Origin of the sequence: Roseovarius sp. MBR-78, from assembly GCF_040547535.1 — a bacterium.
GTDB lineage: Bacteria > Pseudomonadota > Alphaproteobacteria > Rhodobacterales > Rhodobacteraceae > Roseovarius.
The window spans coordinates 61,267-76,794 of record NZ_JBEPPX010000004.1; the positions used below are offsets into that span (position 1 = coordinate 61,267).

General features: G+C 66.4%; 14 protein-coding genes. 6 read left to right on the forward strand and 8 right to left on the reverse strand.

Going from position 1 to position 15,528, the window contains the following annotated elements; all coding sequences use genetic code 11:
- Positions 1-51 precede the first annotated feature (51 nt).
- Together ABIE58_RS04380 and ABIE58_RS04385 are read right to left on the reverse strand one after the other, a co-directional pair.
- A complete protein-coding gene (locus ABIE58_RS04380) occupies positions 52-1,020 on the reverse strand; it encodes a carbon-nitrogen hydrolase family protein (protein WP_354543473.1) in 969 nt (322 codons plus the stop codon).
- Between the two features lie 60 nt (positions 1,021-1,080).
- Complete coding sequence (locus tag ABIE58_RS04385) at positions 1,081-1,656, reverse strand: cupin domain-containing protein (RefSeq protein ID WP_354543474.1); 576 nt, start codon at positions 1,654-1,656, stop codon at positions 1,081-1,083.
- Positions 1,657-1,876: 220 nt separating this feature from the next.
- Here ABIE58_RS04385 and gabT point away from each other — a divergent pair, with 220 nt between their 5' ends.
- Positions 1,877-3,256 carry a 4-aminobutyrate--2-oxoglutarate transaminase gene (gene gabT / locus ABIE58_RS04390; protein ID WP_354543475.1) on the forward strand — a complete coding sequence of 460 codons (1,380 nt, stop codon included), beginning with the start codon at positions 1,877-1,879 and terminating at the stop codon, positions 3,254-3,256.
- 51 nt (positions 3,257-3,307) lie between these two features.
- Here the strand turns inward: gabT and ABIE58_RS04395 are convergent, their stop codons facing one another.
- A complete protein-coding gene (locus ABIE58_RS04395) occupies positions 3,308-3,487 on the reverse strand; it encodes a hypothetical protein (RefSeq protein WP_354543476.1) in 180 nt (59 codons plus the stop codon).
- Positions 3,488-3,801: 314 nt separating this feature from the next.
- Between ABIE58_RS04395 and ABIE58_RS04400 the strand changes: the two genes are divergently transcribed.
- On the forward strand, positions 3,802-4,965 hold the full coding sequence (locus ABIE58_RS04400) for a TIGR03862 family flavoprotein (RefSeq protein WP_354543477.1): 1,164 nt from the start codon (positions 3,802-3,804) through the stop codon (positions 4,963-4,965).
- 8 nt (positions 4,966-4,973) lie between these two features.
- On the opposite strand, the gene ABIE58_RS04405 is transcribed toward ABIE58_RS04400, so the two are convergent.
- The 4 genes from ABIE58_RS04405 to ABIE58_RS04420 form a co-directional block, all read right to left on the reverse strand.
- On the reverse strand, positions 4,974-5,561 hold the full coding sequence (locus tag ABIE58_RS04405; protein ID WP_354543478.1) for a glutathione S-transferase family protein: 588 nt from the start codon (positions 5,559-5,561) through the stop codon (positions 4,974-4,976).
- A gap of 125 nt (positions 5,562-5,686) precedes the next feature.
- A complete protein-coding gene (locus tag ABIE58_RS04410) occupies positions 5,687-6,592 on the reverse strand; it encodes a LysR family transcriptional regulator (RefSeq protein WP_354543479.1) in 906 nt (301 codons plus the stop codon).
- A 148-nt stretch (positions 6,593-6,740) separates the two neighbouring features.
- Positions 6,741-7,442: a histidine utilization transcriptional repressor HutC gene (hutC, locus tag ABIE58_RS04415; protein ID WP_354543480.1), complete on the reverse strand. Its 702-nt coding sequence runs from the start codon at positions 7,440-7,442 to the stop codon at positions 6,741-6,743.
- The gene (locus ABIE58_RS04420) at positions 7,439-8,809 is read right to left on the reverse strand and encodes a formimidoylglutamate deiminase (protein ID WP_354543481.1); all 1,371 of its coding nucleotides are present in this window, start codon (positions 8,807-8,809) and stop codon (positions 7,439-7,441) included. The genes hutC and ABIE58_RS04420 overlap by 4 nt, the downstream gene beginning before the upstream one ends.
- 70 nt (positions 8,810-8,879) lie before the next feature.
- Here ABIE58_RS04420 and hutI point away from each other — a divergent pair, with 70 nt between their 5' ends.
- Genes hutI through hutU form a run of 4 tightly spaced genes read left to right on the forward strand, consistent with a single transcriptional unit; the run spans position 8,880 to position 14,051 of the window.
- Positions 8,880-10,082 carry an imidazolonepropionase gene (gene hutI, locus ABIE58_RS04425; protein ID WP_354543482.1) on the forward strand — a complete coding sequence of 401 codons (1,203 nt, stop codon included), beginning with the start codon at positions 8,880-8,882 and terminating at the stop codon, positions 10,080-10,082.
- Positions 10,079-11,605, forward strand: a complete 1,527-nt coding sequence (hutH, locus tag ABIE58_RS04430; RefSeq protein WP_354543483.1) for a histidine ammonia-lyase — start codon at positions 10,079-10,081, stop codon at positions 11,603-11,605. Before hutI ends, hutH begins: the two co-directional genes overlap by 4 nt.
- Positions 11,602-12,381, forward strand: a complete 780-nt coding sequence (gene hutG, locus ABIE58_RS04435) for an N-formylglutamate deformylase (protein ID WP_354543484.1) — start codon at positions 11,602-11,604, stop codon at positions 12,379-12,381. Before hutH ends, hutG begins: the two co-directional genes overlap by 4 nt.
- The gene (gene hutU / locus ABIE58_RS04440) at positions 12,381-14,051 is read left to right on the forward strand and encodes a urocanate hydratase (RefSeq protein WP_354543485.1); all 1,671 of its coding nucleotides are present in this window, start codon (positions 12,381-12,383) and stop codon (positions 14,049-14,051) included. The genes hutG and hutU overlap by 1 nt, the downstream gene beginning before the upstream one ends.
- 9 nt (positions 14,052-14,060) lie before the next feature.
- On the opposite strand, the gene ABIE58_RS04445 is transcribed toward hutU, so the two are convergent.
- The gene (locus tag ABIE58_RS04445) at positions 14,061-15,272 is read right to left on the reverse strand and encodes a hypothetical protein (protein ID WP_354543486.1); all 1,212 of its coding nucleotides are present in this window, start codon (positions 15,270-15,272) and stop codon (positions 14,061-14,063) included.
- Positions 15,273-15,528 lie beyond the last annotated feature (256 nt).

Sequence of the window (15,528 nt, forward strand, 5' to 3'; positions counted from 1 at the left end):
CTCCCGTGCTGGCTGCGGCTTTTGCCGTCATTTGTGGGTCGTTGGTCTCGTCTATTCGGTGCCGGTCATCCCCTTGAACGCGTGGATATTCACCGCCTCCGGCACATCCCCTCCGGCATGGCCAAGCGCCTGCCGCGGATCTTGTGCCGAAAGCCCGGCCGTGTCGCCGCGCGTCGGAATCCTGAGCGCGCCCAGCGTGTTGAGATAGGCATCCGCGCCGCTTGCGCGGTCATAGACCGGGAAATCAACCTCGCGGTCGCGAAAGCTCTTGAGCACCTGGCCCAGACCCCGAAGCCCGGTTTCGCGCTGCCGCCGCACCAGATCGAGATCGACCTCGACGGGAAAGAGGTCTTCCTGTCCCTGGCTCTGGTGCAGCACCATCGCCGACGGATCGACCACGATCGACCGCCCCACGCCGCCGCTGCCCAGCCCGTTGACCGCGAACACGTAGCATTGGAATTGCGCCGCCGTGGCCCGCGCGATGGCCAGTTCCGCATCGCGGTCGGTGGTGCCGGTCAGAACCGGGTTGAGCAGGATCTCCACGCCCTGGCTGGTGAGGTGGCGGGTGGTCTCGGGGAACCAGATATCATAGCAGATCGACAGGCCGAACCGGCCCACATCGGGCACGTCGAACACGCAGAATTCGGTGCCAGCCGAGATCCCGGCCTCGTAGGGCCGAAACGGAAACATCTTGGAGTATTTGGCGATGATCGTGCCCTCGGGGTCGATCACCACGGCGGTGTTGAAGATGCGCCCATCCTCGCGTTTCTCGAACATCGAGCCGGGCAGAAGCCATACGCCATAGCGCCGCGCCGCGTCCTGAAAAATGGCCAGCGTGTCGTTGGGAAAGGGCTGCGCATAGCGATCAAGCGGCCCGAACGGTGCCAGTTCGCTGAACACCACCATCTGCGTCCAGGGAAACCGGGCCATGAGGATGTCGAGCCGGTGGAGCATCGCCTCCACGTTGGAATGAACGGCTGCGACATGCATCTGCACGCCAGCGATCGCAAAAGGTGTCATGTAAACTATCCTGCTCCGTATGGTTTGCGTTGTCGAGTGTTTTCGGGCCGGGGGCGCATCTCAGAAGGTCGGCGGCGTGCAGGCGCTCACGATCACGCAGTCGCCCGGCCCGATATTTCGAAACCGGTGGGGCAGGGTGCTGTCGAAGAGGTATCCATCGCCGGGGTTGAGCACCCGCACCTGATCGGCCACCGTCACCTCGATGATCCCCGAGATCACCACGCCCGCCTCTTCGCCCGCGTGGCGCAGCATTTCCGGCCCGGTATCGGCACCGGGCGGATAGACCTCGTGCAGCATCTGGATGGTGTGGCTGCTGGCATTGCCCAACTGCCGCAGCGACACCCTTGCCGCGCCCGCGCCAAGCCCCGCCTCCTGCGGTGACAATTCGGTGAATTCACCGGGGGAGTAGAAATATTTGGGTGCCGCCTGCTCCTCGACATCGGCAAAGAACTCCGACAGCGGCATCGGCAGCGCGTCGAGCAGGCTCTTGAGCGATGCGACCGAGGGGCTGGTCTTGTTCTGCTCGATCATCGAGATGGTGCCATTGGTCAGCCCGGCGCGCCCGGCAAGCTCGCGCTGCGACAGCCCCCGCGCCTCGCGCACGGCCCGCAGCCGGGTTCCGATATCCAGTGTCATGGCCTGTTGCGTCTCCCGTCTCGTGCGTGTTGAATTTATTGAACACGCTCTCGATGAAATACACAACATGTCAAATGCATGACGGCTGAAAGCCTCCGTAAACCTGCTGAATACGTAGGCAGCGTTGACAGTATTCTAAAATCATGATTGAAATATCAACCACAGTGAGGCGCATGGCGTCCCCTGTCATGCCCAAAGCCCCAGCAAAACGGATCACATCATGGTAACCGCGACCGCCAAGCCGAAACGCAAACCGGCCACCCGTAAGCCCGCCGCCGCTGCGCCCGCGCCCAGTAGTGCCACCAACGCCGCCCTTCTCGCCCGCCGCGAGGCCGCCGTGGCGCGCGGTGTCGCCTCTGCCGCGCCGATCTTTGCCGACCGCGCCGAAAACGCCGAGCTTTGGGATGTCGAGGGCCGCCGCTATATCGACTTTGCCGGTGGCATTGCAGTGCTCAACACCGGCCACCGCCACCCGGCGGTTGTCGCCGCCGCCAAGGCGCAAGAGGACCGCTTTACCCATACCTCGTTTCAGGTTGTCCCCTACGAGCCCTATATAGCCCTCGCCGAGCGGCTCAACGCGCTTGCGCCGGGCGATGCGCCAAAAAAGACGCTGCTTGTGACCACCGGGGCCGAAGCGGTTGAAAACGCGGTCAAGATCGCGCGCACGGCCACCGGTCGCCCCGGCGTCATCGCCTTCAACAGCAGCTATCACGGCCGCACCCTGCTGACCCTTGGCCTGACTGGCAAGATCACCCCCTACAAGAAGGACGCAGGCCCCTTTCCACCCGATATCTTCCGCGCACCGATGCCCGATACGCGCGCCGGGATCACGGTGGATGATGCCCTTCGCGCGCTGGAGACGCTGTTTCTCACCGATGCCCAGCCCGACCGCATTGCCGCCATCATCATCGAGCCGGTGCAGGGCGAGGGCGGCTATATCCCGGTGCCGTTCGAGATGCTGCGCGCCCTGCGCGCGATCTGCGACCGCCACGGTATCCTGCTCATCGCCGACGAGATCCAGTCCGGGTTCGGGCGCACGGGCGCATGGTTTGCGATCGAGCATTCCGGCGTGGTGCCCGATCTCATCACCGTGGCCAAGTCGATGGCGGGCGGCTATCCGCTTGCGGGCGTGATCGGTCGTGCGGATGTGATGGACGCGATAGCCCCCGGCGGGCTTGGCGGCACTTATGGTGGCAACCCGGTGGCCTGCGCCGCAGCGCTTGCGGCCATTGATGCGCTCGAGGGCGAGGGGCTGCTTGCCCGCTCCACCGCGATGGGCGAGATGCAGCGCGCCCGCCTTGCCGAGATCGGCGCGCGCACGGCCCCCTATCGCATGTGGGATATCCGCGGCCTTGGCGCGATGCTCGCGGTCGAGTTCGTGACCGATTTCGACACCGCACAGCCCGATGCCGCGCTGACCAAATCGGTGATCGCCCATGCGCTCAAACGCGGGCTTATCCTGCTCGGCTGCGGGATGCACGGCAACGCGCTGCGCATCATGGTGCCGCTCACGGCGTCTGACGCGCTCATCGAAGAAGGTCTCGCTATCCTCGAAGCCGCGCTCGCGGATGCCATCGCTACCGAGGGCCACACCGCCTGAGCCGTCTTGCCGGCGCGCCTAAACCAAGGGGCCGGGGAAGTTCCCCCGGCCTCAGTTCAGCCGACAGAGCGCGCCGCCGCGCAGGATCGAGGTGACATAGGCCCCCTCGGCATCGTCGCGAATGGCAAACCCATAGCCGCGCAGCCGGTGCCGCCACTCGCGCTCTGATACGGCCTTGACGCGCTCGCCCATCACGAAATCGCGGATCTCATCGGTGTTTTCCAGTCCCATCGTTTCCGTCCTTGATACGGTTGCTCGATGGTTCACTGATATCGTCGCTCCGTGGCAACAATCGTGCCGGATTGTGGCCCGCGCGTGGAAATACCGGGGCCGTATCGCCCCGCCTGCCGTCATTACCCACGGTTTTCCTTGATCCCCTCCCATGCTGCGGGCAAGAGATCGCGCAACGCGTCACCGGCGTAAAAGGGGCAAGGGATGAACGGGCAGCCAGGTTCCTATTCACGGCGCAGCCTGCCTGTGGTTCGCGCCGGTCATGCAGATCGCGTGCAGCGCGTGATCCACCACAAGGGAGCAGTGCCCGCGCCATGACCGATGCGCTCGTCATCGGGGCCGGGCCTGCGGGCCTCATGGCGGCAGGCGAGTTGGCCCGCGCCGGGCTGCGGGTTACGCTGGCCGAGGCCAAGCCCTCGGTCGGGCGAAAATTCCTGATGGCTGGGAAATCCGGGCTGAACCTCACCAAATCCGAGCCGTTCGAGGATTTCCTTGCCGCCTATGGTGCGCGCGCCGAGGCCCTGCGCCCGATGCTGGCCGCCTTTGGCCCGGACGCCGTGCAGGACTGGGCGCGCAGCCACGGTCAGACGCTGTTCACCGGCTCCACCGGCCGGGTGTTTCCGCATGTGATGAAAGCCTCGCCGCTTCTGCGCAGCGTGCTGGCCGAATTGCGTGGTCTTGGCGTCGATATCCGCCCCCGCTGGCGCTGGGCGGGGTGGGATGGCGCGCAGGTTCTTTTCGACACGCCCCAAGGGCGGCAATGCCTCAGCCCCGCCGTCACCGTGCTGGCCTGCGGCGGTGCAAGCTGGGCGCGGCTTGGCTCTGACGGGGCATGGGCGCAGGCCTTTGACGCGACAGTGCTTGCCCCGTTCCGCCCCGCCAATATGGGATTTCTGGTAAACTGGTCGCCGCATATGGAAGCGCATTTCGGCAAGCCGGTAAAGGGCGTGGAATTGCGCGCAGGCCCGGCCCGCTCGCGCGGGGAATGCGTGATCTCGGCCACTGGCCTCGAGGGCGGCGGCGTCTACGAGGTGAGCGCCGCCCTGCGCGATGGTGCGCCGCTTGTCCTTGATCTGCTGCCAAACCTGAGCGCAGAGGACATCGCCGCAAGGCTGGCCCGCGCCCGCCCCCGCGACAGCCTCGGCAATCGCCTGCGCAAGGCGCTGCGCCTCGATCCCGTCAAATGCGCGCTGGTCATGGAATGCGCCCGCACCGCCCCCGACCTCGCACGCGCGCTCAAGGCCCTGCCGATCCCCATCATCGGCCCCCGCCCGATGGACGAGGCGATTTCCACCGCGGGCGGGCTGCGGTTTGAGGCACTCGACGATACCCTCATGCTGCGCGCCCGCCCCGGCACCTTCGCCGCCGGGGAAATGCTGGATTGGGAAGCCCCCACCGGCGGCTACCTGCTCACCGCCTGCCTCGCCACCGGGCTCTGGGCCGGACGGCACGCCGCCGCCCATGCGCTGAACATCTGATTCCGCCCTCAGGGCAGCGCCGCCGCGCGCTGAAACGCGGGTCGCGCCATCATCATCGCCAGATACTCCGCCAGCCGCGCGGGTGGCGCGGCAAACCCGGCCTTGCCCGCCCACATCAGGCAATGCGCCAGCAGCAGATCGGCGATGGTCATGCTCTCGCCCTGGAGGAACGGCCCCTCGAACGCCGCCTCCAGCCCGGTGATATTGCGTTCATATTCCCATTTTAGAGAGTCCTTGACCGCCGCCACCCGGTGTTCCTCGGGCAGCACGAAGGAATGCCGCGCCGCCGTCCACAAGATCGCGTCCACCTCGTCAAGCACCCGGTGCGTGAGCGCATCCTGCGCGGCGCGTTCATGGCTGCCGGGGGCATGGGTGAACTGCCCGTGCCGGTCGGCGAGAAAGGTCATGATCGCGACCGAATCGGTCAGCACCGCATCGCCATCGCGCAGCGCCGGTATCTTGCCCGAAGGGTTGACCGCCAGCGCCTCCGCCGAGCGCGGCGCGACCGGCAGATGGTTATAGTCCAGCCCCAATTCCTCGAGCAGCCAAAGCACCCGAAAGGCCCGGCTCGCCCGCGACCCGATCACGTCATACATGGTGGTCTCCCCTATTCCTGATGTTGCAGCCTCGCCCGGTCATGCGGCGGGCGCAATGGCGGATGCAACGGGCGGTGAGACAAACCGCGCGCCACCCCACCCCGCACTCACGGGGTGCCCCGCCGTCACTCAGGGCCCTGCAACGCCGCCTGATAGTCCCGCGCCACATCCCGCGCCGTGCGGGCGGCGAATTCGATCAGATGGCTGCGCGGCTCGGCCACCCATGAGGCGGTGAAGCGCAGCGGCGGCGGCACCCAGCCGGGATCAAATTCGCGGATGCGCCCTGCTGCCACGTAATCGGCCCCCAGCGCGCGGGGCAGGGCGGCGATGCCGAGATCGGCCTCGACCAGCCGGAAACAGGCCGAAAGCGACGAGGAGGGAAAGATCGACACATCGGGGCCGACATGCTCATAGAGCAATTCGCGCAATTCGCGATAGGGCCGCGTGTTGCGCGCATAGGTCAGCACCGGGCGGGTCTGGCAGGCCGTCGCATCGCCCCCGACCGGGGCAGAGGCGGCGACATACCACGCCAGATCAAAGCCCGGCAGCTCGATATTATCCACGGTATATTCCGAAATCGGCCCCAGCAGGATCGCGAGGTCGATCTCGCGGCCCATCAGCCGCTCGCGCAGGTCGAGCGAGATATCGACGTTGAATTCAATCTCCAGCCGGGGAAAGCGGCGGTGCAGGCGGGCGATGAATTCGGGCAGCCAGCATTGCGCGATGGTCTCGGAGACGCCGATCCGCAGGTGACGCTCCAGCCCCTCGGGGTTGATCACGTCCTTCTCTATCATCTCCTGCAAGCGCTCGAATTTCTCGGCATAGACCAGCAGGCGCTCGCCCTGCCGGGTGAGGGTCATGCCGCCGGCCGCGCGGTCGAACAGCGCGCCGCCAAGGCTGTCCTCGAGGTTGCGGATCCGCGCGGTGATGGCGGGCTGCGTGAGGTTGAGGCTGGTGGCGGCACGACGCACCCCGCCGGTGCGCACGACGGCAAGGAAGGTGTGCAGGTTGGCGAGGTTGATCGGGGTCATGGGCGATTCTCGGATGCGGGGCGGATGCCCGTAGTATTCACCAAGGTGTGCCGGTTGCCCAATGGTGATATGGGCGGGGCGGGCTTCGCCCTTTATTCCGCGCGGGATACGGGGGCGACCGTCCGCAGCACGCTACACCCCGGCCCCCTCAGGCGCGGGAGATCAGCGCATAGCCGGGTGGTGCCAGCGCCGTCACGCAGGTGATCGGGGCCGTGCCCAGCCATGTGCAGCGCTCGATGACGAAAAGCGCGTCGCCCGCGCGCGCGCCCAGCAATTCGGCCTGCGCCGCCGTCGCATTTGCCGCCGAAAAGCGCAGCGTGTAATGGCTGTAGGGGCGGTGCGCGAGCAGCCATTCATTGGCGCTCTCGACGGCAAGATCGACCCCGGCGATCTCGGGCACGGTGGCGAGGCTGATCCAGCGATCCTCGAACATGAAGGGCCGCCGGTCGGCCAGATGCAGCGCCTGCGCGCGCAGCATCCGTTCGGGGGCCGACAGCCCCATCGCGGCAGTCACCGAATGCGGCGATGGGGCGATCTCGCGCGCCACCAGTTGATAGCCATAGGCGCGGCCCGTCGCCTTGACCTCTTCGCGCGCCACGGGGATGTCGAATGTCGCGCGGGTGACGGGGCGCGCAAGCACCCGCGTGCCGCCCTTGCGCTTGCGCTCGATCAGCCCCTCATCGGCGAGCGCGCGCATGGCGCGCTGCACCGTGGTGCGGGCGCAGCCCAGCTCCATCGCCAGATCGGCATCGCGCGGCAGGCGCGCGCCGGGGCCGTAGGTGCCGTCAAGTATACGCTGGTGTATGGTGTTGCGCAGCGCGCGCCAGCCGGTGGGATCGGGAGCGGTCATACAGTGGCCTCCAGCGCCGTCATCGCCGCGCGAAAGCGCGCGCGGATGGCGTCGCGGTGGATGTGGCGGCCCTCTTGCACGACATGGCGTCCGGCGCTCCAGACATCGCTGATGCACGCCTGCCCGTGGCCGCCGAAAATCGCGGTATCGAGCGCCGCATCGCCGTGCCGGTCACAGAGCCAGGCGTTATCGGTAGCGATCCCAAGCAGATCGGCCCAGGCCCCCGCCTCGATCCGCCCCGCGTCGCGCCCGCCTGCCTGCGCGCCGCCCGCGAGGGCCATCTCGAATAGCCGCCGCCCGGTGGGGGCGGTCGGCGTGGCAAGCGCCGCGCGGCTGCGATCGCGCAGGCGTTGGGAATATTCGAGCGTGCGCAACTCGTCGAAAAGGGCAATATGCACGTTGGAATCAGAGCCGATCCCGGCGCGCCCGTTTGCGCCGAGATAGCGCACCCCGTCGAAAATCCCGTCGCCGAGGTTCGATTCGGTGATCGGGCAAAGCCCCGCCACCGCGCCGGTGGCGGCAAGGCGGGCGGTTTCCTGCGGGGTCATCTGCGTGCAATGGATGAGGCACCAGCGCGCATCCACATCGTGAGTGTCGAGCAGCCAAGTCACGGGCCGCGCGCCGTGATGGGCCATGACCTCCTCGACCTCGGCCACCTGCTCGGCGAGGTGCATGTGAACCGGGCTTTCGGGACAAAGCGCCAGCGCCGCGTCAAGGCCCTCTGCATCCACCGCGCGCAGCGAATGCGGGGCCACGCCCAGCCGGTCGTCGGCGTGGCCATGGTCGCGCAGGTGCCGCGTCGCGCCCGCGTGCAGCCGCGCGAAACTGTCCGGGTCGGTGCCGAACCGCCGCTGCCCGCCCGCCAGCACCCGCCTGTCGCAGCCGCCCCATTGGTAGAGCACCGGCAAGAGCGTGAGACCGATCCCCGCGATCTGCGCGGCGGCGATGATGCGCGCCGACATCTCGGCGGGGTCGTCATGGGGCTGCCCCTGCGCGGCGTGGTGGAGATAGTGAAACTCCGCCACCGCGCCATAGCCCGCCTCGAGCATTTCCATGAACACCATCGCCGTGATCGCCTCGACCTGATCGGCATCGAGCCGGTCGAGAAAGCGATACATCTGCTGCCGCCATGTCCAGAACGTATCCGCCGGGTCGGGGCCGCGCGCCTCGGTCAGCCCGGCGATGGCGCGCTGAAAGGCGTGGCTGTGCAGGTTGAGCGGCGCGGGCAAAAGCATGTCGAGATGATGCGCCGCGCGGGTGGTCATCGGGCCGACCTCAGCGATTCGGCCATCGGCGGCGATGCGGATCTCCACGTCGCTTTGCCAGCCTTCGGGCATAAGGGCCTGACTGGCCGTGATAATTTGCATGGCACGACTCCGTTGACAAAATAAGTGCATACATATTATCGTTAACAGCACTGATAATCAAGGACAGACCATGACCGCGCCCCTGCTTCTGACCGATCTTTGCGCCGCCACCATGTCGCCGGGCGGGGGGGCCTATGGCCTCGTCGACGGGGCCGCCATCGCCATCGAGGGCGGCGCGATCCGCTGGGTGGGTGCCGCGTGTGACCTGCCCGGCGATCTGGCCGGTTGGCCCCGGCGCAGCCTCGACGGGCGGCTGGTCACGCCCGCGCTGATCGACTGTCACACCCATCTGGTGCATGGCGGCAACCGCGCCCGCGAATTCGAGATGCGGCTTGAGGGGGCGGGCTATGAGGAGATCGCGCGCGCCGGTGGCGGCATCGTCTCGACCGTGAGCGCCACGCGGGCAGAGGACGAGGCGGGGCTGCTGCGCGCGGCGCTGGGCCGCGTCGATGCGTTCATTGCCGAGGGGGTGGGCACCATCGAGATCAAGTCGGGCTATGGCCTCGACCACGACACCGAATTGCGGATGCTGCGGGTGGCGCGGCGGATCGGTGAAATGCGGCCCGTCACCGTGGTCACAAGTTTTCTGGGCGCGCACGCGGTGCCCGGCGGCGAGGATGCCGACAGCTATATCGACGAGACCTGCCTGCCCGCGCTGGAGGCGGCTCACGCCGAGGGGCTGGTGGATGCGGTGGACGGGTTTTGCGAGGGGATCGCATTTGACACCGCGCAGATCGCGCGGGTGTTTGACCGCGCCCGCGCGCTTGGCCTGCCGGTCAAACTCCATGCCGAGCAGTTGAGCCATATCGGCGGCACGGCGCTGGCGGCGCGGTATGGGGCGCTCTCGGCGGATCATGTGGAATATGCGGGTGACGCGGATGCCGCCGCGCTGGCACAGGCGGGCACGGTCGCGGTGCTGTTGCCGGGTGCGTTCTACACCTTGCGCGAGACACAGGCCCCGCCGGTGCAGGCGTTCCGCGAGGCGGGCGTGGCGATGGCGGTGGCCACCGATCTCAACCCCGGATCGTCGCCCTTGGGCTCGCTTCTGCTGGCGATGAACATGGCCTGCACGCTGTTTCGCCTGACCCCGGAGGAGGCGCTGGCGGGCACCACCCGCCACGCCGCGCGGGCGCTGGGCTTGGCGGATCGCGGCGAGATCCGCGCCGGGCTGCGCGCCGATCTTGCGGTGTGGGATGTCGAGACGCCCGCCGAGCTTGCCTATCGCATCGGCACCAACCCGCTTTACACCCGCATATTCGGAGGACAGGCATGACCGAGACGCTGACACCCGGAGCGGCAACGCTCGATCAACTGGAGACGCTGTGGCGCGGCACGGGGGACGTGCGCCTCGATCCGGCGGCGCGGGACGGGATCGACCGGGCGGCGGCGCTGGTCAAACAGGCGGCGCAGGGCGAGGCGGCGGTTTACGGCGTCAATACCGGCTTTGGCAAGCTCGCCTCGGTCAAGATCGCCGCCGACGACACCGAGCAATTGCAGCGCAACCTGATCCTGTCGCATTGCTGCGGCGTGGGCGAGGCATTGGACGGCCCCACCACCCGGCTGATGATGGCGCTCAAGCTCTTGTCCCTCGGGCGCGGGGCGTCGGGCGTGCGCTGGGAGATTTGCGCGCAGATCGAGGCGATGCTGGCCGCCGGTGTCGTGCCGGTGATCCCGGCGCAAGGCTCTGTCGGAGCGTCGGGCGATCTGGCCCCGCTGGCGCATATGGCCGCCGTGATGATCGGCGAGGGGCAGGCGGTGTATCGGGGCGAGACGCTGCCCGGCGGGGAGGCATTGCGGCGCGCGGGGCTGTCGCCGGTGGTGCTCGGCCCCAAGGAGGGGCTGGCGCTCATCAACGGCACGCAGTTTTCCACCGCCTGCGCGCTGGGCGGGCTGTTCGACGCGATGGTGCTGTTGCGCGGGGCGGTGGTGACCTCGGCGCTCAGCACGGATGCGATCATGGGTTCGACCGCGCCCTTGCACCCGATGATCCACGGCTTGCGCGGGCATCAGGGGCAGATCGACGTGGCGGCTGCGATGGCCGCGCTGATGGCGGGCAGCGTCATCCGCGAGAGCCACCGCGACGGCGATACCCGCGTGCAAGACCCCTATTGCATCCGCTGTCAGCCGCAGGTGACGGGGGCTGCGCTCGACCTGATCCGCTGGGCCGCGCGCACGCTGGAGGTGGAGGCCAACGCGGTGACCGATAACCCGCTGGTGCTGGTCGAGGATGGCGCGATCCTGTCGGGCGGGAATTTCCATGCCGAGCCGGTGGGCTTTGCCGCCGACACGATGGCGATGGCAATCTCCGAGCTGGGGGCCATTGCGCAACGGCGGGTGGCGCTGATGGTCGATCCGACGCTGTCGTTTGACCTGCCGCCTTTTCTCACGCCCGATCCGGGGCTGAATTCTGGGCTGATGATCGCCGAGGTGACGACCGCCGCATTGATGAGCGAAAACAAGCATATGGCGCATCCCTGCACCATCGACAGCACGCCCACCTCCGCCAATCAGGAGGACCATGTGAGCATGGCCGCGCATGCCGCCTACCGGTTGCGGCGGATGGTGGCGAACCTGTCGGTGATCCTTGGCGTCGAGGCGATCTGCGCCGCCCAAGGCATCGAGGCGCGCGCGCCGCTGGAGACCTCGGCGGCCTTGCGCGATGCGGTGGCCTGCCTGCGCGAGAGGGTGCCGAGCCTCGGGGCCGATCGCTACATGGCCCCCGATCTGGAGGCCGCCGCCGCGCTGATGCGCGATGGCGCGCTGGTGCGCGCGGCTGGGCTGGAGCTTGTGCTATGATCGAGGTGACGCAGGGCGATGGCCCGCTGGTGCTGGGCCTGCCGCATACGGGGGTGTATGTGCCGCCGGAAATCGCGGCGCGGCTGAACGAGACGGGCCGCGCGCTGGCCGATACCGATTGGCATATAGAGCGGCTTTATGCCGGGTTGATCGACGGCGTGACCACGGTGCGCACGCGCGTGCATCGCTACGTGATCGACGTGAACCGCGCGCCGGGTGGCGAGAGCCTTTATCCGGGGCAGAACACCACCGGGCTGGTGCCGCTGACCGATTTCGACGGGGTGTCGATCTGGCGCGATGGGCAGGCGCCCGATGCCGAGGAGGTGGAGGCCCGCCGCGCCGCCTATCACGCGCCCTATCACGCCGCGCTGGCGGCGGAGATGGCGCGGGTACGCGAACGGCACGGTTTTGCGATCCTTTACGATCGTCACTCCATACGCTCGCGTATTCCATTCCTCTTCGACGGCACGCTGCCCGATCTGAATATCGGCACCAATGGCGGCGCGACCTGCGCGCCGGGGATTGCGGCGACGGTGGGGGATGCCTGCGCGGCGAGCGGATACAGCACCGTCACCGATGGCCGCTTCAAGGGCGGTTGGACCACGCGGCACTATGGCCGCCCCGGCGAGGGGCTGCACGCGATACAGATGGAGCTTGCGCAATCCACCTACCTCGCCGCCGAGGCCCCGCCCTGGAGCTATGACAAGACCCGCGCGGAACGCCTGCGCGCCACGCTGCGCGCCATCCTTGAAACCCTGTCGGACTGGAGACCGTGATGACCGATCCCCGCAAGAACACCCGCGATGTCTATCCCCCCACCGGGCCGGAACTGAATGCCAAGAGCTGGCTGACCGAGGCCCCGCTTAGGATGCTGATGAACAACCTGCACCCCGACGTGGCCGAGAACCCGCACGAATTGGTGGTCTATGGCGGTATCGGGCGGGCGGCGCGGACATGGGCGGATTTCGATTGCATCGTCGAGAGCCTCAAGGATCTGGAGGCGGACGAGACGCTGGTGGTGCAGTCGGGCAAGCCGATTGCCATCGTCAAGACGCACGCGGACGCCCCCCGCGTGCTGATCGCCAACTCAAACCTCGTGCCGCATTGGGCCAATTGGGACCATTTCAGCGAGTTGGATCGCAAGGGCCTGATGATGTATGGCCAAATGACCGCCGGATCGTGGATCTATATCGGCTCTCAGGGGATCGTGCAGGGCACCTATGAGACCTTTGCCGAGGCCGGGCGGCAGCATTATGGCGGCGACCTGACGGGCAAGTGGATACTCACCGGCGGGCTTGGCGGCATGGGCGGGGCGCAGCCCTTGGCCGCCGTGATGGCGGGCGCATGTTGCCTCGCGGTGGAGTGCAACCCCGACAGCATAGAGTTCCGCCTGCGCACACGTTACGTCGATGAGAAGGCGGATAATCTTGATGAGGCGCTCGCGATGATCGAGCGGTGGACCAGGGCGGGCGAGGCGAAATCCGTGGGCCTGTTGGGCAATGCCGCTGATATCTTTCCCGAGATTTACCGGCGCGGCATAAGGCCCGATATCGTCACCGACCAGACCAGCGCGCATGACCCGGTGAACGGCTACCTGCCGCAGGGCTGGAGCATGGCGGAATGGCGCGAGAAGCGCGAGTCTGACCCCAAGGCGGTGGAGCGCGCGGCGCGGGCGTCGATGAAAACCCATGTCGCGGCGATGGTGGATTTCTGGAACGCGGGCGTGCCGACGCTCGATTACGGCAACAATATCCGGCAGGTGGCGCTGGATGAGGGGCTGGAGAACGCCTTTGCCTTTCCCGGTTTTGTCCCTGCCTATATCCGGCCGCTCTTTTGCCGGGGCGTGGGGCCGTTTCGCTGGTGCGCGCTGTCGGGCGACCCCGAGGATATCTATCGCACCGATGCGGCGATGAAGGAGCTGTTTCCCGACAACACCCACCTGCACACATGGCTTGACATGGCGCGCGAGCGGATCGCCTTTCAGGGCCTGCCCGCGCGGATATGCTGGATCGGGCTGGGGGACCGGCACCGCGCCGGGCTGCGGTTCAACGAGATGGTGGCCAGCGGTGAATTGAAGGCGCCGGTGGTGATCGGGCGCGATCACCTCGACAGCGGCTCGGTCGCCAGCCCCAACCGCGAGACCGAGGCGATGAAGGACGGCAGCGACGCCGTGAGCGACTGGCCGCTGCTGAATGCGCTGGTCAATACCGCCTCGGGGGCGACATGGGTGAGCCTGCATCACGGCGGCGGCGTCGGCATGGGATTCTCGCAGCACGCGGGCATGGTGGTGGTGGCCGATGGCACGCCCGAGGCCGCCAAACGGCTGGAGCGGGTGCTGTGGAACGATCCGGCAAGCGGCGTCTGGCGGCACGCGGATGCGGGATACGAGGAGGCGCTGGATTGCGCGCGCGAACACGGGCTGCGGCTGCCGCGTATCCTCGGGTGAGGCGGTCGCTTATCGCTTCAGCGCATCCGAGCCTTGAACGATCATATCTACGACCTCTGGCCTTGCTGTTTTCCTGTGGGAGTTAACAGGGTTTGCGAATAGCGAGGCAAAAGTAGGCTCGTTCGAGACGATCACATTTGTAAGTGACACATTCAGTTTCGGGTCAAGGTAGGATGTGGTCAGCGGATAGCCAAACATATCGTTGGGGTCGTAGTAAACCACCAAGGATAACGGAGGGTCGCCGCGTGACGTGTCTCCTGCCCCGGTCAAAACCTGAAGGGCATGATTGAGCGCGGTCTCGCCCTCGAGGCGGTCCTCGGATCGAATCGCACGGTTTGCACGCACGTAAGACCCTCGATCATGTACCTTCTCCGCGTTTTCCGAGCCACCCTGCGCCGTGTCAAGTAAAGGCAGTTGATGAGTGGCGAGATGAATTGCCTTCACCGGGCCGAGCGCCCGAGCCTTGCGCGCCCCGCCTTCGCCGTCATCGAGCGCGAGAAATGCATCGAGAACGACCTTGGCACCGAGACTCTCTGGCACGATCATGACGGGCGTCTTCGGAGCCGGGGGCAGGCCGACACATTTGACGGTCTCGGACGATGCCCCGGTATTGCGCCCTGAAATCGTGCCGTCCATCAATTCACACAGCGCGGCGCGCATATTCTTGCGAACAACATCGCCGCGCGGTCCGGTATAGGCGACTGCATCCACGAAACATTCATTCATGAGAGTGTCTTTTAGAGCGGCGTTCAACCGCGCGCGTTTCGGGGGTTGACCCGTTGAATCGTCAATCTGGACAAGGTCAATCTCGTCACGGGCATCGTCGAAAGTGTCTCCCCAGAGCAGAAACGACATATCATAGGTAAACCCATTGTCACCTGTTAACGTCATATCGACCCGCTGTACTGCGCTCCTCGTGCCCGAGGTGTCGGGATATTGCTTCGTGGGGGGGATATAATCGCGTGGCGTAAAGTTTGTGTTGCCGATACTTTTTGCGACCAGCTGTGCGCGTTGCGCCACCCAATTGTTATTACCGTAATACTTGTGAGATCCCGAGCACATTCCATGCGACATCACCACACGCACCCTGTTTTCCCCGGATTGGCTTGCCAGCGTCATCGCACCGGGAAAGGATTTGCTACCGACTACATCGGGTGGGTCATAAGGGGATGTACATCCCGCGAGCAGAACCGCGATGGATACAATATAAAAATACCTCATTCAGGCACCTTTTATCTGAATTATCTGAAAACTGTTTTACCTCGCATTAATCTACAACTCCGCCCATGAGTTCAACCCGAAATTGAGCGCCAAGGTCGCAGTGGCTCCGTTCATCGTAGAGCCGTTCGTTCAAAAAAACGGAGCTGGTTATGAATGATCCGCACATGCCAAGACAAACATTGGGATCGGGCCGCGTCAACGCGAATGAACACGCCCCGCTGGACGCGCCGCTTTCTCGCGCGACGTATGCAAGTGA